The organism is Planococcus faecalis (assembly GCF_002009235.1).
Taxonomy (GTDB): domain Bacteria; phylum Bacillota; class Bacilli; order Bacillales_A; family Planococcaceae; genus Planococcus; species Planococcus kocurii.
Window position 1 is genome coordinate 379748 of the sequence record NZ_CP019401.1, and the last position, 19447, is coordinate 399194.

The following is a 19447-nucleotide window of genomic DNA, read 5'->3' on the forward strand; positions in this document are numbered from 1 at the left end:
GCGCATAAGCGCGCTGCATTTTTTTATTCAAAGGAGATGTGAAAATGGATACGATTGTTAATGCCTTTCCATATTTAATGGAAGGTCTGAAAGTAACGTTATATATATTTGCGATTGCCATTGTCCTTGGATTTTTAATCGGTTTAATTGTTGCGTTGTTTAGACTGGCACCGTTGAAAATTTTAAATTGGATTGCGAAAATTTTTGTTGATGCGATTCGCGGAACACCATTTATTGTCCAGTTATTCTTTATCTATTTTGGTTTGAACTCTTTAGCTTTTATTTCTTTGGATAATACGACTGCTGGTATTGTAACGGTAGCGATTAATGCAGGTGCTTACTTCTCAGAAATCATTCGTGCAGGTATTCAGTCGATTGATAAAGGACAGACAGAAGCTGCGCGGTCACTTGGATTGAATTCAACGCAAAATATGCGCTATATCATTTTGCCTCAAGCTTTCAGACGCATGTTGCCGACAATTACGAACCAGGCAATCATTTCACTGAAAGATACTTCCTTGCTGTCAGTCATTGGGGTGGCAGATTTGACGCAAGAAGGGCGTATTCAGGCCAGCGCCACATTTGACGCGTTTAATGTGTACTTAATCCTAGGAATTATATACTTCGTCATCATATACTTGCTCTCCATGCTGGCGAGCTATGTAGAAAGGAAGTTTGTTTTACGATGACTATGATACGAGTAGAAAATTTAAAAAAATCATTCGGCAAGCTGGAAGTTATAAAAGATATGAGTACCGTTGTAGAAGAAAAAGAAGTGATTTGTGTTATTGGTCCTTCTGGGTCGGGAAAAAGCACCTTTCTTCGCTGCTTAAACCGACTAGAGGAAATTACAGGTGGTCATGTTTATATCGAAGAAACGGATATTACAAATCCGAAAGTAGATATCAATAAAATTCGTCAAGACGTCGGAATGGTGTTTCAGCAATTTAATCTGTTTCCTCACAAATCGGTTTTGGAAAACGTCATTCTAGCACCGATGAAAGTAAAAAAAGGGAACAGAAAATCCGCTGAGAAAAAGGCCTATGAATTGTTAGACAAAGTTGGACTTCGTGAAAAAGCGAAGGCGTATCCAGGCGAACTTTCCGGCGGTCAAAAGCAGCGTGTGGCAATTGCTCGCGCACTGGCAATGGATCCGAAAATTATGCTTTTTGATGAACCAACTTCAGCACTCGACCCGGAGATGGTAGGCGATGTGCTAGATGTTATGAAGCAACTAGCGCGCGAAGGGATGACCATGGTCGTCGTGACACATGAAATGGGATTCGCCGCTGAAATGGGTGACCGCGTGTTGTTTATTGACGGAGGTTATATTGTTGAAGAAAACGTACCGAAAGAATTGTTCGGCAATCCACAACATGAGCGGACAAAAGCGTTTTTGAGTAAAGTATTGTAGAGAAATGCGCCTCTGGGCGTATTTTTTTATGGATTTTAGCATTTGGACAGTATTTGGTGTGAATTGGACAGTATTTGCTCAAATCGGACAGTATTTCATTCCATTCCGACAGTATTTACAACAAACCCGATAGTATTTGAAAAATATGGAATAAAACATCGGACAAAAAACCGGTCTGGATGGGAATCCAGACCGGTTTGCGTTCAATCGCTTTTATTCTTCGTCAAAAACGTGAACTTTTGTCATTTTATCGCCATTACTCATTGCTTTAGCCGTTTCAAGTCCTGAAGTCACTTGGCCGAAAACAGTGTGAACGCCGTCAAGATGCGGTTGTGGTGCGTGAACGATAAAGAATTGGCTTGAACCTGTGTCTTTACCAGCATGTGCCATTGAAAGGCTTCCTGCTTGGTGCTTACGTGGGTTGCCTTGAGTTTCACATTTGATTGTTTTGCCGCTGCCGCCAGCACCAGTACCAGTTGGGTCGCCGCCTTGGCTTACAAAGCCAGGAATTACGCGGTGGAATGTTACGTCATTGTAGAAACCTGAGTTTGCAAGGTCCTCAAAGTTTTTAACCGTGTTGGGTGCTTCGTTCGGGAAAAGTTCGAATTCGATGATTTCGCCGTTTTCCATGTGGATGTGTCCTTTTTTCGCCATGTGTAAACATCTCCTTTATAATTGGTTCATTTCCCAGTATATCGATTTTTTGGGTGGCTGTATAATCATTTGCCACATTGTAAGGCTTTTAATGAACCGCCTTCTATGACAAGCAAATCCCAATGCTGTTGCTTTACCTAAACCTTTCATAACGACAACTACTTTTTGTTAAGTCCTAAGTCCGCTGCATTCATCCTTTTATCTGTATCTACCCTCCAGGTTATGAATGGAATACAGAGTATTCAAACTTTTATTTTTTTAATTTCCGTCATAAGTCCAATGGCGTGAAATAGGGGTAAATATGATAGGATATAGGTATTGAGTAGATTAGGAGTGTTATAAATGGAAGAACGCGAAGTTTTTGATATAACGATTATCGGCGGCGGGCCAACGGGCTTGTTTGCTTCCTTTTACGGCGGTATGCGCAAAATGAAAGTGAAAATTATTGACAGTTTGCCACAGCTTGGTGGTCAGCTGACTGAACTATATCCGGATAAATTCATTTACGATATTGGTGGATTTCCCAAAATATTAGCAAAAGATTTAGTGGACAATTTAGTTCAACAAGCAAAATATGGAGATCCTGAAATTTGTTTAGAGGAATCGGTAACAGCTGCTGAACGTCATGGTGATCATTTTGTGATTCAAACAGACAAAGGTCTTCATTACACAAAAGTAATTTTATTGACTGCTGGCGTTGGAGCATTCCAACCTCGCAAACTTGCAGTTGAAGGATGCGAAGCGTTCGAAGGGAAATCGCTGCATTACGGCGTAAAAGATTTAACGGTCTTCAGCGATAAAAAAGTAGTGGTTCTAGGCGGAGGCGATTCAGCAGTCGACTGGTCGATGATGCTTGAAAACGTCGCCTCGCATGTAACGCTAAGCCACCGCAGAGAGAAAATGACTGCACACGAAGCAAACATTGATGTCTTAATGGCATCAAAAGTAGAGGTGAAAAAGCCATTTGGTGTCAAAGAGTTGGTCGGTGAAAACGGCCAGGTCCGTGAGCTTATACTGATTGATAAAGAGGGCAACGAAGAACGCCTTGAAGTCGATCATGTAATTTGTAACTACGGTAATATCACTTCTCTAGGTGCCATTAAAGAATGGGGTCTTGAGATGGATAAAAACTCCGTCATCGTTAATTCTAAGATGGAAACAAGTATTCCGGGTATTTATGCGGCAGGTGACATCGCCACGTACGATGGCAAAGTGAAATTAATCGCGGTAGGTTTCGGCGAAGCACCGACAGCCATCAACAACGCTAAATCTTATTTGGATCCAAAATCGAAAGTTCAACCATTGCATAGTACGAGCGTTTTCAAATAAAAGAGAAAAGATCCGGTACCTTTTAAAGGTGCCGGATCTTTTATTGCCTTTTTTTGTTTTTTACGAGGGGGTCATATGAAGCAGCCTTTAAAAATGAAATGCCCATTAAAATAATAACGAGTGAAAAAGGTAATGCCGCAATGATTAATGCGTTTTGAAGACCTTGTGTGCCGCCGGTATAAATAACGATTGCGGCAACTGCTGATTGAATTAAGCCCCACGTAATCTTCACCAAATTTGGCGGATTCAACATGCCACCGGTCGTTTGCATGCCGAGAACAAATGTAGCTGAATCGGCAGAAGTGATAAAAAAGATGGCGATAACAACCAATGTAATAATGGATAGTAAAGTTCCAAGTGGATAATATTGCAATACACCAAAAGTGGCTGTTTCTAAACTATACTCAGAAATTTTGGCAATATTGTTTTGTTCTAAATTCAATGCAGAAACGCCAAATACTGCGAAAAAGATGAAACAAACGAGTGAAGGTACTAGTAAAACACCTAGCATAAACTCCTTAACTGTGCGCCCACGCGAAATACGAGCGATAAAAATACCGACAAACGGCGCCCATGAAATCCACCAAGCCCAGTAAAATACGGTCCAGGCATTAACCCAAGTACGACGTTCCTCATTAACTGGCTCGAGATTAAAGCTCATGGAAAAGAAGTTTGTTAAATAACCGCCAATAGCATCAGAGAACGAATTGAAGATATAAAGTGTAGGTCCAACAATCAATAACAGAAGAAGTAGAACAAACGCCAAAACCATATTAATATTGCTCAAATATTTAATGCCACGACCAATACCGGACCAAGCAGAAGCGATGAAAAGAACTGTAGCCACCGCAAGAATCAACACTTGGAATGTAAATGTATTGGGGGTACCAAAAAGAAACGAAATTCCTTCATTGATTTGAGCAGATCCGAATCCAAGTGTTGAAGCTACACCGATAACAGTTGCAAAGACGGCCAACACATCAATCATTTTACCAAGTGGTCCAGCCATTAGTTTTTCACCGAACAAAGGAATTAACGTCGCGCTGATCAACCCAGGTGCATCGTTATGGAATTTGAAATAAGCCAAAACCAACGCGACGATTCCGTAAATTGCCCATGCATGCAGACCCCAATGAAAAAATGAGAATTGCATTGCTTCTTGAATTGCTTCGTTAGATCCGAGTTCAGATTTTGGGGCGCTAATGAAGGCGTGCGAAATTGGCTCGGCTGTAGTCCAGAAAACTAACCCCATACCCATTCCTGCACTAAACAACATTGAAAACCAAGAAACGAGAGAGAATTCTGGTTTGTCTTCAGGTTTCCCCAACTTTAACGTTGAAAACTTAGAAAAAATTAAATAAATACAAAAAGCTAGAATTAGAAAAACCGTCAGAAGGTAGTACCAGCCGAATGTATTTGAAATCGCCACAGTCCATTCCCCTGTTTGTGACTTGAAACTGTCAGGTGAAGACAACCCCCAAACAACCAATCCTAAACAAATTAATAATGAAGTCCAAAAAACAACCGTAACATTTTTCAAGTAGCTCTCTCCTTTAAGTTTCGTTAAATAACTTTTTAAGTTTCCCTAATTTCAATGGAATAAACGCTGTAGAACTTTTTTGTTAATAAGTCTAAGAAATCCCTTAGTTTTATTACAGTTTGTAATAAAGTCTAAATCTGTGTCATGAAATTGTGATATTCTATCTGTCGTTCTGTCATGTTCTTGACATGTCGAGGTGTTATGATCATTCCTGTTAGTGAAAAGGAGGAATTTCAATTTATGAAAAAACATATCGTTACACTAACTGCTATTGCAGTGTTAAGTGTGGGAGCAGCTACTACAGCTAGCGCTTCATCGTCATATACAGTTCAATCAGGGGATACACTCTGGGGGATTTCACAAGATAAGAACGTATCGGTAGAAAGCTTAAAGGGATGGAATAATCTATCTTCAGATTTGATCTTGCCAAGTCAAGAACTTGAAATTGATGGGCAGGCAGCAACACCAAAAACAGATAGCTCGACATATACCGTAAAATCAGGCGATACATTATTCGAAATCGCGAGTGCACACGGAATTTCATTAGATAGCTTAACGAGCTGGAATGGTATTTCAGGCTACATGATTTACCCAGGTGATACGTTGACAGTTAAAGGCGGAACTGCCGTAGCTGAAAAAGCACCTGCTAAAACAGCATCTGCACCAGCAAAGTCTACTGCACCAGCACCAACGCCAGCAAGTGCACCTGCTGAAAAAGCACCAACACAAGCTTCAACGCAAGCTGGTAAAACAATGACAGTTTCTGCAACAGCTTATACAGCTTATTGCGCAGGATGCTCAGGTACGACTGCAACAGGAATTGATCTTCGTGCAAATCCAAACCAAAAAGTAATTGCAGTAGATCCTTCAGTTATTCCACTGGGCTCTAAAGTATGGGTAGAAGGATATGGCGAAGCAATCGCTGGAGATACTGGTGGCGCAATTAAAGGCAATAAAATTGATGTCTTTATCCCAACGCAAGGCGAAGCCCTAAACTGGGGACGTAAAAACATTACTATTAAAGTATTAAACTAAACATTACTATGCTACAAAGCCGAGGTGTCCACTCCCTTGGCTTCTTTTTTTTTGATCTTTTTTATGTAAAAAAATTGATTTTTACTAGTCTGGTTGCAAAAAACGGTATTAAAGGAGTATAGTAATTGTATTCAGAATATTAAAATAAAAAGGAGGTTTGTGAAATGGCGGAAAAAGATAAGAATTTTTCTCGGCGAGATTTTCTAAAAACTTCAGGTATTGCAACAGGTGCTTTAATTGGCGGAGGGATTATTGGTGGATTAATTGGCGCGAATACAAACAAGCAAGATAATGCGACAGATTCTTCTAGCAGTTCAGGTGGAACGAAAGAAGCTTCTAGTAGCATTAGAGGATTAACGTTTTTTAAAAGTATGGCAGATTTTGAAGTTTTGTCTCAAGCTACGGAGCGAATTTTTCCTGAAGATGATTTAGGACCGGGTGCAATTGGTTTAGCTGTGCCTTATTTTATTGATAATCAACTAGCAGGTAGCTACGGTGAAAATTCGAAAGAATACATGCAGGCGCCATTTGCGCAAGGGGAGCCTACACAAGGTTATCAAAGTCGATTAAAGCGAAATGAGATGTTTATACAAGGCATTCAATTAATGCAAGAAGAAGCCGACAGTCGGTTTAAAACTAAATTTGTTGATTTAGAAGGCGAACAAATGGATGAAATTTTAACAGCTTTCCAAGAAAATGAAATTAAAATGAGGGGTGTTGAATCTCAGTTCTTTTTCCGATTATTGAGACAAGCAACTTTAGAGGGAGCTTATGCTGATCCGATTTATGGTGGAAATGCCAATATGGATGGCTGGCAAATGAAAGGCTTTCCTGGACATCAGCTTGCTTATATTAAAGACATCGAAAGTGAAGATTTTGTAGAAATCAAACCGAAATCTCTTGGCATGAATCATTAACTGAAAAGGGGGAATCGATATGGTGACAACTTTGGAAGGCGTTGATGTAGTAACCGTAGGAGTCGGGTGGACAGGTGGTATTATTGCTGCTGAATGTTCAAAAGAAGGATTGAAAGTGGTGGGACTAGAACGTGGTCGTGAGCGTGGCACTGCGGATTTTAGTATGGTCCACGATGAATACCGTTACGCTGTCCGCTATGAGTTGATGCAGGATCTGTCGAAGGAGACACTGACGTTTCGAAATAATCGTAAGCAACGCGCATTGCCAATGCGTCAATTAGGATCATTTTTACTCGGTGAAGGATTAGGGGGGTCAGGAACGCATTGGAATGGTCAAACCTGGCGTTTTCTTCCGTATGATTTTGAAATAAAAACCATGACAGATAAAAAATACGGCGCAAATAAACTATCGGCTGATTACACCATTCAAGATTGGGGAATCACTTATGACGAGTTAGAGCCTTATTTTGACCGTTTTGAAAAAACAATTGGTCTTTCAGGAGAAGATAAAAATCCGTTTTGGGGCAAGCGATCAAGTGACTTTCCAACGCCACCCATGAAAAAAACACCCATTTTGCAACGTTTTGAAACAGCAGCGACTAGTTTGGGTTATTCACCGTTTATGATGCCTTCTGCTAACTTATCAGAAGCTTACGAAAATCCAGATGGGCAGAAAATCAACGCTTGTCAATATTGTGGATTTTGTGAGCGCTTTGGCTGTGAGTACGGGGCTAAAACTTCACCGGAGATAACCGTTGTGCCAACAGCTAAAGAAACGGGTAATTATGATGTCAGATTCAATTCAAATGTTGTCGAAGTGATGAAAGAAGGAGACAAGGTAACGGGCGTAAGGTACTACGACACGGTCACGTTCGAAGAATTTATACAGCCTGCAAATGTTGTTGTTCTGACCAGTTACGTCATGAATAATGCCAAATTGTTAATGGTTTCAAACATCGGTCAGCAATACGATCCGGAAACAGGTCAAGGATCTTTAGGTAAAAATTATGCATATCAAATTCTTCCGGGTGCTACAGGATTTTTTGACGAACAAATGAATACATTTATGGGCGCAGGAGCTCTTGGCATGACGATAGATGATTTTAATGGCGACACCTTTGACCATGGAGATCTTGATTTTATTCACGGTGCGAGCTTGTCTTCAACTCAAACTGGATCTCGGCCAATTCTATCTAACCCGACACCTCCAGGAACCCCGTCGTGGGGCGCAGAATTTAAAAAAGCATCAATAGAGAACTTTACAAGAACCTTAAGTGTTGGTGGCCAAGGAGCTTCGATGCCACACAAAGAGAACTTCTTAGGACTTGATGATACGTATAAGGATATTTACGGCGTTCCATTATTGCAACTGACATATAACTTTACAGACCAAGACCGTGCACTTCACAGCTATATTACGGAAAAAGCAGCTGGAATTGTGAAAGAAATGGGTGCGAAAACAGTTGCTGCAAGTGGAGAGATTACAGATTATGACATCGTGCCGTATCAGACTACTCATAATACGGGTGGAACGATAATGGGCGCAGATCCTGCTACGAGTGTAGTCAATAACTTCTTGCAACACTGGGATGCAGAAAATTTATTTGTTATAGGAGCTGGGAATTTTGCTCATAATGGCGGCTACAATCCAACGGGAACTGTCGGAGCACTGGCTTACCGTTGTGCAGAAGGTATTATTCGTTATAGCCGCGAAGGCGGATCACTCGTCTAATAAAGGAGGAAGAACAACATGGGAGGATTAGCTTCAATTGGCGTGCCGGGCTTAATCATTATTTTAGTCATTGTTTTAATTATATTTGGACCAAAAAAATTGCCCGAAATCGGTGGAGCAGTCGGGAAAACATTTTCTGAATTCAAGCGTTCAACAAAAGGCTTAATGGATGACGATGACGAAGAAACCGTCAAAAAAGAAAAGGTCGAGGATAAAGACTTAAAAAAATCTGAGAAACTATGAAGGTGGTTAGATGGATCCGTATGGAGACAAAAAATTAACAAGTCCACTGCATAAAAAAGCAGAACAGTTAGAAAACCCTGCGGAGGAGACTTCGGAAAAGGTGACGGAATCTCCTGTTCAAAAGCCAGAAGAGCCCAAGGAAGAACCGGAAATGCGAGTGGAAAATTTAGTTGGCCATCTAGGAGAATTGAGAAAGCAACTTATTAAAAGTGTGATTGTTTTCTTGTTCTTCCTACTAGTTGTTTTCTCAACGTTAAATTTTTGGTTTCCTTATATTGTTAAGGGAAATAATTTGGTTATTTTAGGGCCTTTGGAAGTTATTAAATTTTACACGTCAATATCCGCAACATTAGCTTTAGGATTGTCTTTACCATTTCTAATTCATTTTATTTGGCAATTTGTTAAACCAGGACTTGAAGAAAAAGAGGCTCGTTTTCTAGGTCTTTACTCTCCAGTCATGTTTTTACTGTTTGTTTTGGGACTGGCATTTGGTTACTTTATCGTCAATCCGCTCAGTTTTCACTTTTTGATTGGTTTAGGGATGGCGAATTTCGATGTCATGATTTCAGCAAATGAATACATTCACTTTTTGATTATGACAACCGTTCCGTTAGGTTTACTGTTTGAGATGCCGATTATCGCTTTATTTTTATCATCCATTGGCATATTAACTTCCGTTTCAATGAAAAAGGTCCGAAAATGGTCTTATCTCGTGTTGGCCATTGTTTCAGCTTTGATCACTCCACCGGATTTTTTGAGTCAGTTGTTAGTGTTGATTCCAATGGCAGGTCTTTATGAAGCGAGTATTTTCATCATCAAGAAAACAGAAGATAAAAAAGCGATACGAGAAGAAACCGTTCAATAAAAAGAGAATTGTCCCATAAGTCCCTAAAAACAGACGGAGAAAAAGCATTTCTTTTCTTCGTCTGTTTTTATAGTGAGCGCCTTGAAAGCAGTTGGTAAATGCCAGCTACTTTCAGGAGATTGTGGGTCCATGCCATAATCTTGACCTCCGCGTGTACTTTATGGAGGTCCCGGAGAAGGAATCGCCGGAACGACCGATTGCCTTTGATAGGACCGAACACACTTTCTCGGTCAATTTTGCGTTATCTGTTCAAAGAGGACGTCCATCAATACTTTTCCGTGCTGTCCTTTGGGGAAGTCATCTTCGGATTTCACATAAAATCGGCCTTTCTGTAAGGCGGGGATGGGGATTTTCATTTTACAGAAATGGACGGTTTTTGTCTCCTGATTTAGGTTTAAAATAGCTGATGGGAATGGACATTTGTCCTTTCTCATAAATGCACAAAGAGGCTGCCCCTTAAAAGTCACTTTTCATGGCTTTTGGGACAGTCCTTATTTTAGTTGAATGAAAATTCTGATATTTAATGGCATTTAAACTATATCTGCTATACACTGAAAGAGTAGGGAAGCGTCAGAGAATTCGGAAGTGGAAAGTGAATATCCATAATGAGGAGGATGCGACATGACAATAGAAATCAAAGAAATCCAAGACTTAAAAGCAATGGATGTCTCAAAACTAGTGGAAGAAAGTGAAGCAGAAGGCTATCGTTTTCTAAGAAGACTTGTCGATCAGTACGAAGATGGGAGCAATACATTCAATAAAACCGCCGAAGTGTTATATGGAGTATGGGATCACCAGGATCATTTGGTAGCTATCGGTGGATTAAACCGTGATCCTTATTCCAGTAAAGAAAGTGTAGGGAGACTGCGGAGGTTCTATATTTCTACGAATGCTCGCAGACAAGGGATTGGCACAAAACTATTACAGAAAATTATTGAAGATGCAAAAGGACATTTCCATGAGCTTGTTGTTCGGACAGATTCTTCTGCTGCAGATGCCTTTTACAGAGCAAATGGATTTTCTGGAGATTTGGGATTACCAGAGTCAACTCATGGAATCGTATTAGAGCAGGAACATCGAAAAAAGGCAGAGTAATATACCCAACAAAACGGCTTACTAGAGTAAGTCGTTTTGTTTTGTCTAAAATTATTTGCATAAGCTCGTCTAGCGCGCTGAAATATGTGGTACGGTAAAAACAACTGGCAGCATAGTACTTCTTTTAGAGGACAAGAAACTGCTCAAATCGAAATAGACTTTAGGAGAGATTACATGAAAATGTCAAATTGGAAAGGCGCAGCAGGTGTCTGTGTCAACGAAAAAAACGAAGTATTATTAGTATTACAAGGCATACCTGGTGAGGAAAAGAAATGGACGGTACCAGCAGGCGGTATTGAAGGCAAGGAAACGGCAGAACAATGCTGCATGCGTGAATTCTTTGAAGAAACCGGATTGACGGTTCAAATTATAGAGAAATTGGATGCTAGAACTGGTGAATACGAGGACTCGGCCGTATCGTTTGAAGTTACTTATTTTAAAGTGAAAGTAACGGGTGGCGAAATCGTACTTCACGCTGAAGATGAGTGGATTACAGATGTAGCTTGGAAATCTATAGCTGAACTACGAGAATTAGAGCTGGCTTATCCGGATGACGCAGCGCTGATCGAATCTTTAGCAGTGCATTAATCAATTGATTTTCTTGGATTATAAAAAATCAAAACGGGTAATTATGGTATAACAACAATCCAAGGAGGTGTTTTGGATGAAGAACGACCAGGGAAAAAAAGAAGGTGAAAGACTGATTCCAGAAGTTGAGCCACGTCGAAATATGCCGCCTGAAAAGGAAATGGACCCGATGCCAAACAGAGATTTGGAATACGAAGAAAACTCAAATGAAAAATACAGAGATCATACACCGCAAAAAGAGTAAGCAAGCCATGTACTGGCTTGCTTTTTGCATCGTATTGAATAGGAAGGGGACATAGCAATGCCGCAATATACGTTTAAACATGCAATTTGGCATGAGGAAGACGGCGTTGAAGATTATAATTTCCGCAAATTTCTTCCTAAAAATAAAAAAATGCACAATTGGATCGACCAGTCGAAAAATACGGCTGTTAATATACTTCATACTCACACGGTGGATCGTGGCCAAGAAGCACTATGGGGATCATTGATTTACCGACAAAGCGCAAAATCCAAGGATTCACGTGAAGTTTTTCACTTTTACTTATCAGAAGAGGTCTTCGTCACGAATAAAATTGATTTTGAACAAGATGCTGATTTGGAGAAAGATGAAATTTTGCGTCAAATGGAAAACGCCACTTCTACTATAGAAATAATGAATATTATTCTTGGAGAAATGGTTGCTTCCATCTTACATAAAATAGATAGTTTTGAGGAACGTTTGCATGATTTACTATGGGCAATCAAAGAAGAAAATAATAAGAAAACCTTAGGAGAAATTGAGAATATTCGGCATGAAATTTTATTGTGGAAACATTTAATTATGGGATTTCAAGAAATTAAAATGGCGATTAAAGAAACTTTCGGTAAAAAAGTTGCAGAAGAAGTCGAATACCAACGCACGGCTGATCGGATTGATCGCTGTGTTATGCTCGTTAACGCGTATGAAGATGAAGTGAATAACATGGTTGATATCGAAAATGTAGTAGCTAATTACCGAGGCAATGAAATTATGAAAACGTTAACGGTACTAACTACCTTATTTACGCCGGTTATGGCATGGGGAGCTCTTTGGGGAATGAATTTTGAGAACATGCCGGAGTTAAAATGGCAGATAGGCTATATCATGTCGATAGTGGTGATTATCGGTACTACCTTTGTCCTTTATCTTTATCTAAAGCGAAAAGGGTGGATGGGAGATATTCTACAGTCTATTGGTCGAACTACATCCGGGAAAAAATAAAACCACAGCGAGGCAATAGCCCCGCTGTGGTTTTATGTTGCTTTATCTCTTTCTAGCTCTTGCAGCAACTCCGTATAAACGTAAAGGTCTTGGTTTCCATGCTTTTCTACGTAATCTGTAACCAATTCTACTAAGTCCCTTCGCTGACGTTCTACAGCAACAAGCTTTTCCTTCATGGATTGTCGTTTCCACAGTTCCGCATCTTGGACATCTTCCATCTTCTCGAGCATGTCAATTTCTGCAAGTAAAACCAAAGCTTCCGTTTTTTTGTCTTCGTACTTTTTTAAAGCTTTTTCTACTTTTCGGGTGTCATTATCAAAAGTTAATCTGGAATACATAGACATATTCTGACCACCTTTCTGAGAAACCGCTGTTAATTATCATTACCCCGTTTCTTAAGAGTTATCCCTACTTCTTTCAATGAATTCAGTTGAAGGAAGAATATTCTGACGAATTATTGACGAATTGGATATGAAATTGTATGATGATAACAATACATTAAGGAGGTGGGTAAGATGAATCAAACTGGTAAGCGCATGACAGAATGTCAAGAATATCTCTACATTCTTCATGGCGTTACTTTCACTGGAGTAGCTGGAGGGGAGAAATCTGTCTTTTTTCAGCCAACAAAATCGAGTGAATACTACCAGTAAGAGACATCTGCCTACAATCGGATTTTGACAAAGGCATGCCTCTTGGCGTGCCTTTTTGTGTGCATGTCTCTTCATTAGGAAGGAAGAGCATAATGATTATTAGCCAGTTTCAACAAGTAATGTGCCATTTTGCAACGCAAAAAATATTCAATCATATAAAAGGAGAAGTCTCAGAAGGTCAACGCATTGGACTTGTCGGAAGAAACGGAGAAGGAAAGTCAACGCTATTAAATGTACTCGCGGGAACCTTGCAGCCAACTGAAGGAGTCGTGACGTGGAAAAAAGGCAGTAAGATCGGTCTGTTAGAACAATCCCCTGATGAGCAGCCAGAGCAAACGGTAGAACAATTATTAAAAGCTGTGTTTTTAGCGTTAAATGCTTTGCAGGAGCAGTTAACGAAGATGGAAAAGCAGATGGAAACTGTCGATCCCGATGAAATGGAGTGTATTCTTCTTCGTTACGGAGCGATGCAAGATGATTTTATTCAACGCGGTGGTTACGACATCGACATGAGAATCGACCAAGTGTTAAACGGGTTAAAGATTAAGTCGTTAAAATTTGCACAATGGGGACAGTTAAGCGGTGGAGAAAAAACGAAAGTGGGGTTGGCAAAGTTACTTTTGCAAAAACCAGATTTGCTCCTGCTCGACGAGCCGACAAATCATTTAGATTTAGACGCGATTGAATGGCTCGGTTCATTTATTAGCCATTATAAAGGAACGATTGTCCTTGTATCTCACGACCGCTATTTTTTGGATGAAACGGTTACGCACATTTGGGAATTGGAACAAGGTGAGTTGATTCAATACACAGGAAATTATTCGAACTATGTAAAAGAACGGGAAGCTCGCTTATTAGTAGAGTTTCAGCACTATCAAGACCAGCAAAAGAAAATTCAAAAGATGAAAGAGGCAATCAAACGATTGAGAGAATGGGCCAATCGAGCAAATCCGCCTAATGCAGGTATGCATCGGCAAGCGAAAAGCATGGAAAAAGCGTTACACCGAATTGAAGTTCTCGACCGTCCTCTGTTATCGAAAAAACAGATGGCATTAAATTTGAAAATAGACGGACGTAGTGGCAAGGATGTTGTGCATCTGGATGGGGTGTGGAAAGAATTTGGAGAGCGTATGCTGTTTCAAGACATTGCAATGCATATCCGTTACGGAGAACGAGTAGCGATTGTTGGCTCAAATGGGACAGGAAAAACGACATTGCTAAACATGATGGTTGGGAAAGAGTCAGCTGATGCCGGAGATGTAAAGTTAGGAAGTAACTTATCAATCGGCTATTTATCTCAACACACATTAGAGATGGATAATGATAGAACCGTTATAGAAGAATTTCGTGAAGCAATTGCTGTTTCGGAATACGATGCACGTCCAATGCTCGCTCAATTTTTGTTTTTTGGCAATATGGTATTTCAACCGGTGCGACAGCTTAGCGGTGGAGAGCGAATGAGGTTGCGACTCGCACAGCTGATGCATCAACATCATAATCTACTAATTTTAGACGAACCGACAAATCATTTAGATCTAGAAGCAAAAGAAGTGATGGAAGAGTCGTTAAGTGATTTTTCAGGAACGATTATTGCAGTTTCACATGATCGTTATTTTTTAGATAAGCTATTTCCTGTTACTTACTGGCTCAAAAATGAAACAATTGAACGATTTGAGGGAGGCTATTCGACTACGAGAGAAAAAGTAGCAAGTTCTATCGAATAAAAAAAAGAGCTTATCCGATTTTCGGATAAGCTCTTTTGCTAATGATCCACAAAATTATTCGTTGCTTTTTTCAGTAGGATCTATCCATACTTGCGACCAATTTTGAATTTCATCCATAACGGGTTGTAACGACCGTCCTTTTTCGGTTAAAGCATATTCAATCCGTACAGGCGTCTCAGGATAAACTGTGCGTGTAATTAAGCCTTGTGCTTCCAATCTTTTCAGTCGTTCAGATAACAGCCGTCCACTGATACCAATGATCTCGGTTAGTTCGCTAAAACGTTGGGATCCAGAAAGTAGTTGGTAAATAATCAGCCCAGTCCAGCGTTGACTGAGCAGGGAAATAGCTGTCTCGAAACGAGGGCAGATGATGGAAGTATCCATGCTCATCACTCCTTTTCTAACATAGTAGCATAAATGCCAACTATTTTAAAAGAATTTAATTACTTGACGTAATTAAGTATTTAAAATATAGTTAGTTACATAAAGTAACTAATTGAAAAGAGGGTTAAAAGCAATGGATTTTCACAACAAGCCCGTTACACATGTAGGTGAAATCGGATTGAAAGTAGTCGATATAAAGAAAATGAAAGAGTTTTACACAGAGGTAATTGGATTTGAAGTGATTTCCGAAGAACCGCATTTAGTAGCACTGGGTGCTGGCGGTAATGTATTGGTTAGACTTGAAGTAATTGAAGGGATTTCATCGAAACAAGGTCGTTACACTGGGCTGTATCATCTAGCTATTTTATTACCGACTCGACAAGCACTAGGGAAAATTCTTGTGCACCTTCATCAACAAGGAATTGAATTAGGTTCGTCTGATCATTTAGTTAGTGAAGCGTTATATATATCAGACCCAGAAGGCAATGGCATCGAAATTTATAGAGACCGTACACCAGATCATTGGAATTGGCGTAATGAGGAAGTATCGATGGCGGTAGAACCAATTGATGCACAAGGTTTAATTGAGGAAGCTCAGAAATCTCCTATGCTTTGGTGTGGACTACCCGCTGAAACGGTTATGGGTCATATTCATTTACATGTTTCGAATTTAACAGAAGCTAAAAACTTCTATACAGAAGGATTAGGGCTTGAAGTCGTTTCGAGGTTAGGGCGGCAAGCGTTATTTGTCGCAGATCAAAAATACCATCATCATATTGGGTTGAATATGTGGAATGGTGAAGGAATTCCCGCGCTACCTGAGAAAGAAGCCGGGTTGAATTACTATACATTAATAATGGAGAAGGAAAATCGTGATAAAGCAATCGAAAACTTACGCTCACGAGGAACAGAAATAATCAAACGGGATGAGTATTGGGAAGTTAAAGATCCATCAGGAAATAGTATTCGTTTAGTTGTTTGATTGCAGTAAAAAGGACTGCCCCATAAATCTCTAAAATAAGACAGGCGGAGAAAAAGAGTTCCTTTTTCTCCGCCTGCTTTTTGAATTGCCGTCGAGAATATAGAAAGTAGTTATGGGTGTCAGCTACTTTCAGAAGCTTGTGGGCCAATGCCACAAGCGTAAACTCGGTTTGTCCTTTTTCGAGACTACACAGGTGAAATTTCCCGAACGATCGATTGCCCTCAATAAACGAACACGCTTTCCCCTTCAGTTTTGCGTTTGCCTGAAACTTGTATCATCAATTTATTTTCGTAAGCTTTGCTGTCATGCTGTCACATGCAAAAGGGACTGCGCGTAAAAAATCATTGTTTATGATCTTTTGCGGCAGCCCCTTTTTACTAATTCTGAGAAACTACGATGCAACTATTGTCTAATGAGGTATAGGCTGTAGTAGTAAATGCTGCTTGCACAGGAATTTTTGATGTTAGTTGATTTTCTTCAGGTATCTCAGGAACACGATTCTCACGTGTTTCGGTATATGCGTACATACTTTCTTGGCTGATCGCTTTTTCTAAAGGATTGCCGTAAAAAGTTAAGAGAATTAATCCACATGCTCCAACAATTAAAGTGATGCCTAAAAATGAAAGGAATCCCTTCATAGTAAATCCCGCCTTTTGTGTTTGCTTACTATACCAAACGTTGCATCTCGTAAAAAAGTTCCTTGTTGCTGTATATTGCTGTTTACGAGATACTGAGAGCATTAGCAACATGCAATCAAATGAGAGGCGGGGACTATCTGTGATTTTATTGAAAACAGAAATTTGTCAATTGCTTAAAATCGATTACCCTCTTATTCAAGCCGGTATGGCGGGGGGAACGACAACTGTTGAACTTGTTGTTGGAGTTAGTAATGCAGGGGGACTCGGCACTTTAGGGGCTGCGTATATGGCCCCGAACGCTATGCGACAAGCCATCAAAGAAATTCAATCGAAAACTGACAAGTCGTTTGGTGTTAATATTTTTGCAGCCCCAGTAAAAGACGATTTTAGCCGGTTAGCAGAAGTACAAAAAGTATTAAATCCTTTCTTTTCAGAACTAGCTATTGGCAACCTCCAGTCAACTTATTCGTCACCTAATTGGAGCGAAGAACAGTTTGCTATTTGTATTGAAGAAGGAGTACCTATTATCAGTACAGCTTTTGGCTGTTTATCTGCTGAACAGATGGCGGTGGCCAAAGCGCGAAGGGTCAAAATTATAGTGATGGTTACGACCGTAGAGGAAGCAAAACAGGCAGAGAGTTGTGGAGCAGACATTGTCGTAGCGCAAGGAAGTGAAGCGGGAGGTCACCGCGGTACGTTTTCTCTTGCTACTCATCCGTCAGGTGCACAGGTGGGTACGCTGTCTTTAGTTCCACAGGTTGCAGATGCAGTTGGAATTCCAGTCATTGCAGCAGGAGGTATTGTGGATGGACGTGGCCTTGTCGCTTCACTAGTTCTCGGGGCTCAAGGAGTTCAAATCGGTACTCGTTTCGTTAGCGCTAAAGAATCTGGAGCACATCCAGCACACAAAAAAGCGATAGTTGAAAGTGACGAGGAAAGCACAATTATAACTAAAAGCTTTTCTGGGCGACCCGCACGCGCGATTAAAAATCGCTTTATACGAGAATTTGAACAAAGCGGTATAGAGCCATTGCCATTTCCTTCTCAAAACACATTCACAAAAGATATTCGTTCAGCGGCTGCAAAATCTAACAATCCAGAATTTATGTCATTATGGGCAGGGCAATCTACTAGAGGCCTGCATAAGGAAATGGCCACCGTGGACATTGTTAGAGCTATTATAGAAGAAGCAGAAACAATTTTAAACGAATCAGGTTTGTAGAGTGAACTGGTCAAAGTGATACTCGAGTTTCCAATTCACCCATGCTATACTAATAAAAGTTATTTGAAGACGAGGAGATTAGACGAATGGAATGGAAGAATATATACCGCGGCATCTTAATGGGCATCAGTGATTTGATCCCAGGAGTCAGCGGAGGCACAATTGCGTTTATTTTAGGGATTTATGACCGATTACTAGAGTCAATCAGTGGATTTTTCAGCCGTGATTGGAAAAAATATTTAGGTTTTTTAGTGCCTCTTGGCATAGGAATTGTCATTACACTGCTAGTATTCAGTCGTGTAATTGAGTATGTATTAGAGCATTATTACGAAGCGACTCAGTTTTTCTTTATGGGGCTGATCATCGGCGTTATCCCGTATATCATGAAGCAAGCAGAAGTCAAAAAGAACTTTACTGCTAGACATTTGATTGTGTTGGGTGTAATCGGAACTGCCTTGGCAGTTACAGCTTTTATCCCGACAGAAGAAAATCTGGCACCTATTACGTCGCTGACTTTACCTGTTTTCTTTTTACTGTTTTTCTCAGGTTGGTTGGCAAGTATGGCTATGCTATTGCCAGGTATCAGTGGTTCGTTCATTCTGTTGCTACTGGGTGTCTATTCGACAGCTATCAATGCGCTCTCCACTTTGAATATTCCAATCGCTTTGGCTATTGGAGCCGGTGTGATTGTTGGCTTTATTGTCAGCAGTAAAGCCATTCAGTACTTGTTAGCGCATTTTACTTACGTGACTTACGCAGCAATTATTGGCTTGATCTTAGGTTCTTTGTTTGTTGTGTTTCCCGGGTTTTCGAGCGACTTGACTACATTAATCGCTAGCGTGGTGACGTTCGTGCTTGGACTGTCCTTTACGTTACTATTTAGTTCACCTAAAAAAACGGCAATAACAGAAGAAGTATAAGTATGTAAGAAGGTGTCATCACTTGTGATGGCACCTTCAGGCTGTCGAGAAACCTCGGCAGTTTTTTTTAATCCGGGCGTTTTCTTATTTGTAGTCAATCTTTTTTCTGTTTTTTCAAAGGAATGAGCAGGGGGAAGGAACATAAGGGTGGCTGCTTTCCGTGCTCGCGGAAAGCGTCCGTCTTATGCCCGTCGAATCTACACGGGCGCTTACGCTTTTCGGTGTCTAGCTCCAGCGCCCAGATTCTAGGGTCATAAGCCAACCCAGCT

General features: G+C 40.4%; 23 protein-coding genes. 17 read left to right on the plus strand and 6 right to left on the minus strand.

Annotated features, from left to right (window positions below; genetic code table 11):
• Window positions 1–44: 44 nt before the first annotated feature.
• Both AJGP001_RS01985 and AJGP001_RS01990 read left to right on the plus strand, forming a co-directional pair.
• Window positions 45–689 carry an amino acid ABC transporter permease gene (locus AJGP001_RS01985; protein WP_058386507.1) on the plus strand — a complete coding sequence of 215 codons (645 nt, stop codon included), beginning with the start codon at window positions 45–47 and terminating at the stop codon, window positions 687–689.
• Window positions 686–1414 (plus strand): amino acid ABC transporter ATP-binding protein, encoded by a 729-nt coding sequence (locus AJGP001_RS01990; protein WP_071153457.1) that lies wholly within the window; start codon window positions 686–688, stop codon window positions 1412–1414. The genes AJGP001_RS01985 and AJGP001_RS01990 overlap by 4 nt, the downstream gene beginning before the upstream one ends.
• Window positions 1415–1627: 213 nt before the next feature.
• Here AJGP001_RS01990 and AJGP001_RS01995 read toward each other — a convergent pair whose 3' ends face one another.
• Window positions 1628–2068, minus strand: coding sequence for a peptidylprolyl isomerase (locus AJGP001_RS01995; protein WP_058386505.1), 441 nt, complete (start codon window positions 2066–2068; stop codon window positions 1628–1630).
• Between the two features lie 342 nt (window positions 2069–2410).
• Here AJGP001_RS01995 and AJGP001_RS02000 point away from each other — a divergent pair, with 342 nt between their 5' ends.
• Entirely contained in the window at window positions 2411–3397 is a 987-nt protein-coding gene (locus AJGP001_RS02000; RefSeq protein ID WP_058386504.1) for an NAD(P)/FAD-dependent oxidoreductase, read from the plus strand.
• Window positions 3398–3437: 40 nt separating this feature from the next.
• Here the strand turns inward: AJGP001_RS02000 and AJGP001_RS02005 are convergent, their stop codons facing one another.
• On the minus strand, window positions 3438–4937 hold the full coding sequence (locus tag AJGP001_RS02005) for a BCCT family transporter (protein ID WP_071153458.1): 1500 nt from the start codon (window positions 4935–4937) through the stop codon (window positions 3438–3440).
• Window positions 4938–5177: 240 nt separating this feature from the next.
• Here AJGP001_RS02005 and AJGP001_RS02010 point away from each other — a divergent pair, with 240 nt between their 5' ends.
• From AJGP001_RS02010 to tatC, 5 genes are all read left to right on the plus strand, one after another.
• Window positions 5178–5972: a LysM peptidoglycan-binding domain-containing protein gene (locus AJGP001_RS02010; protein WP_058386502.1), complete on the plus strand. Its 795-nt coding sequence runs from the start codon at window positions 5178–5180 to the stop codon at window positions 5970–5972.
• A 164-nt stretch (window positions 5973–6136) separates the two neighbouring features.
• Window positions 6137–6889, plus strand: a complete 753-nt coding sequence (locus AJGP001_RS02015) for a gluconate 2-dehydrogenase subunit 3 family protein (RefSeq protein ID WP_071153459.1) — start codon at window positions 6137–6139, stop codon at window positions 6887–6889.
• Between the two features lie 19 nt (window positions 6890–6908).
• On the plus strand, window positions 6909–8621 hold the full coding sequence (locus AJGP001_RS02020; RefSeq protein ID WP_078080089.1) for a GMC family oxidoreductase: 1713 nt from the start codon (window positions 6909–6911) through the stop codon (window positions 8619–8621).
• An 18-nt stretch (window positions 8622–8639) separates the two neighbouring features.
• The gene (gene tatA, locus AJGP001_RS02025) at window positions 8640–8864 is read left to right on the plus strand and encodes a twin-arginine translocase TatA/TatE family subunit (protein ID WP_058386499.1); all 225 of its coding nucleotides are present in this window, start codon (window positions 8640–8642) and stop codon (window positions 8862–8864) included.
• 10 nt (window positions 8865–8874) lie between these two features.
• Window positions 8875–9729 (plus strand): twin-arginine translocase subunit TatC, encoded by an 855-nt coding sequence (tatC, locus tag AJGP001_RS02030; RefSeq protein ID WP_071153460.1) that lies wholly within the window; start codon window positions 8875–8877, stop codon window positions 9727–9729.
• 67 nt (window positions 9730–9796) lie between these two features.
• Here the strand turns inward: tatC and AJGP001_RS17680 are convergent, their stop codons facing one another.
• Window positions 9797–9964 (minus strand): transposase, encoded by a 168-nt coding sequence (locus AJGP001_RS17680; protein WP_143039512.1) that lies wholly within the window; start codon window positions 9962–9964, stop codon window positions 9797–9799.
• A 386-nt stretch (window positions 9965–10350) separates the two neighbouring features.
• Between AJGP001_RS17680 and AJGP001_RS02040 the strand changes: the two genes are divergently transcribed.
• The 4 genes from AJGP001_RS02040 (at window position 10351) to AJGP001_RS02050 (ending at window position 12655) form a co-directional block, all read left to right on the plus strand.
• Window positions 10351–10824 (plus strand): GNAT family N-acetyltransferase, encoded by a 474-nt coding sequence (locus AJGP001_RS02040; RefSeq protein ID WP_071153462.1) that lies wholly within the window; start codon window positions 10351–10353, stop codon window positions 10822–10824.
• Window positions 10825–10998: 174 nt separating this feature from the next.
• Window positions 10999–11412 carry an NUDIX hydrolase gene (locus tag AJGP001_RS02045; RefSeq protein WP_316833999.1) on the plus strand — a complete coding sequence of 138 codons (414 nt, stop codon included), beginning with the start codon at window positions 10999–11001 and terminating at the stop codon, window positions 11410–11412.
• A 76-nt stretch (window positions 11413–11488) separates the two neighbouring features.
• Window positions 11489–11656, plus strand: coding sequence for a hypothetical protein (locus tag AJGP001_RS17430; protein ID WP_169835249.1), 168 nt, complete (start codon window positions 11489–11491; stop codon window positions 11654–11656).
• Between the two features lie 57 nt (window positions 11657–11713).
• Window positions 11714–12655, plus strand: a complete 942-nt coding sequence (locus AJGP001_RS02050) for a magnesium transporter CorA family protein (RefSeq protein ID WP_071153463.1) — start codon at window positions 11714–11716, stop codon at window positions 12653–12655.
• A gap of 32 nt (window positions 12656–12687) precedes the next feature.
• Here AJGP001_RS02050 and AJGP001_RS02055 read toward each other — a convergent pair whose 3' ends face one another.
• Window positions 12688–12999 (minus strand): hypothetical protein, encoded by a 312-nt coding sequence (locus AJGP001_RS02055; protein ID WP_071153464.1) that lies wholly within the window; start codon window positions 12997–12999, stop codon window positions 12688–12690.
• A 171-nt stretch (window positions 13000–13170) separates the two neighbouring features.
• Here AJGP001_RS02055 and AJGP001_RS17435 point away from each other — a divergent pair, with 171 nt between their 5' ends.
• Together AJGP001_RS17435 and abc-f are read left to right on the plus strand one after the other, a co-directional pair.
• The gene (locus tag AJGP001_RS17435) at window positions 13171–13308 is read left to right on the plus strand and encodes a hypothetical protein (protein WP_169835250.1); all 138 of its coding nucleotides are present in this window, start codon (window positions 13171–13173) and stop codon (window positions 13306–13308) included.
• Between the two features lie 92 nt (window positions 13309–13400).
• Window positions 13401–15032, plus strand: a complete 1632-nt coding sequence (abc-f, locus tag AJGP001_RS02060; RefSeq protein WP_071153465.1) for a ribosomal protection-like ABC-F family protein — start codon at window positions 13401–13403, stop codon at window positions 15030–15032.
• Window positions 15033–15086: 54 nt separating this feature from the next.
• Here abc-f and AJGP001_RS02065 read toward each other — a convergent pair whose 3' ends face one another.
• Entirely contained in the window at window positions 15087–15416 is a 330-nt protein-coding gene (locus tag AJGP001_RS02065; protein WP_071153466.1) for a winged helix-turn-helix transcriptional regulator, read from the minus strand.
• A 133-nt stretch (window positions 15417–15549) separates the two neighbouring features.
• Here AJGP001_RS02065 and AJGP001_RS02070 point away from each other — a divergent pair, with 133 nt between their 5' ends.
• Complete coding sequence (locus tag AJGP001_RS02070; protein WP_071153467.1) at window positions 15550–16398, plus strand: VOC family protein; 849 nt, start codon at window positions 15550–15552, stop codon at window positions 16396–16398.
• Window positions 16399–16775: 377 nt separating this feature from the next.
• Here AJGP001_RS02070 and AJGP001_RS02075 read toward each other — a convergent pair whose 3' ends face one another.
• Window positions 16776–17036 (minus strand): hypothetical protein, encoded by a 261-nt coding sequence (locus tag AJGP001_RS02075; RefSeq protein ID WP_071153468.1) that lies wholly within the window; start codon window positions 17034–17036, stop codon window positions 16776–16778.
• A gap of 139 nt (window positions 17037–17175) precedes the next feature.
• Here AJGP001_RS02075 and AJGP001_RS02080 point away from each other — a divergent pair, with 139 nt between their 5' ends.
• Complete coding sequence (locus AJGP001_RS02080) at window positions 17176–18258, plus strand: NAD(P)H-dependent flavin oxidoreductase (protein ID WP_143039508.1); 1083 nt, start codon at window positions 17176–17178, stop codon at window positions 18256–18258.
• Window positions 18259–18344: 86 nt separating this feature from the next.
• Window positions 18345–19178: a DUF368 domain-containing protein gene (locus AJGP001_RS02085; RefSeq protein ID WP_071153470.1), complete on the plus strand. Its 834-nt coding sequence runs from the start codon at window positions 18345–18347 to the stop codon at window positions 19176–19178.
• Window positions 19179–19447 lie beyond the last annotated feature (269 nt).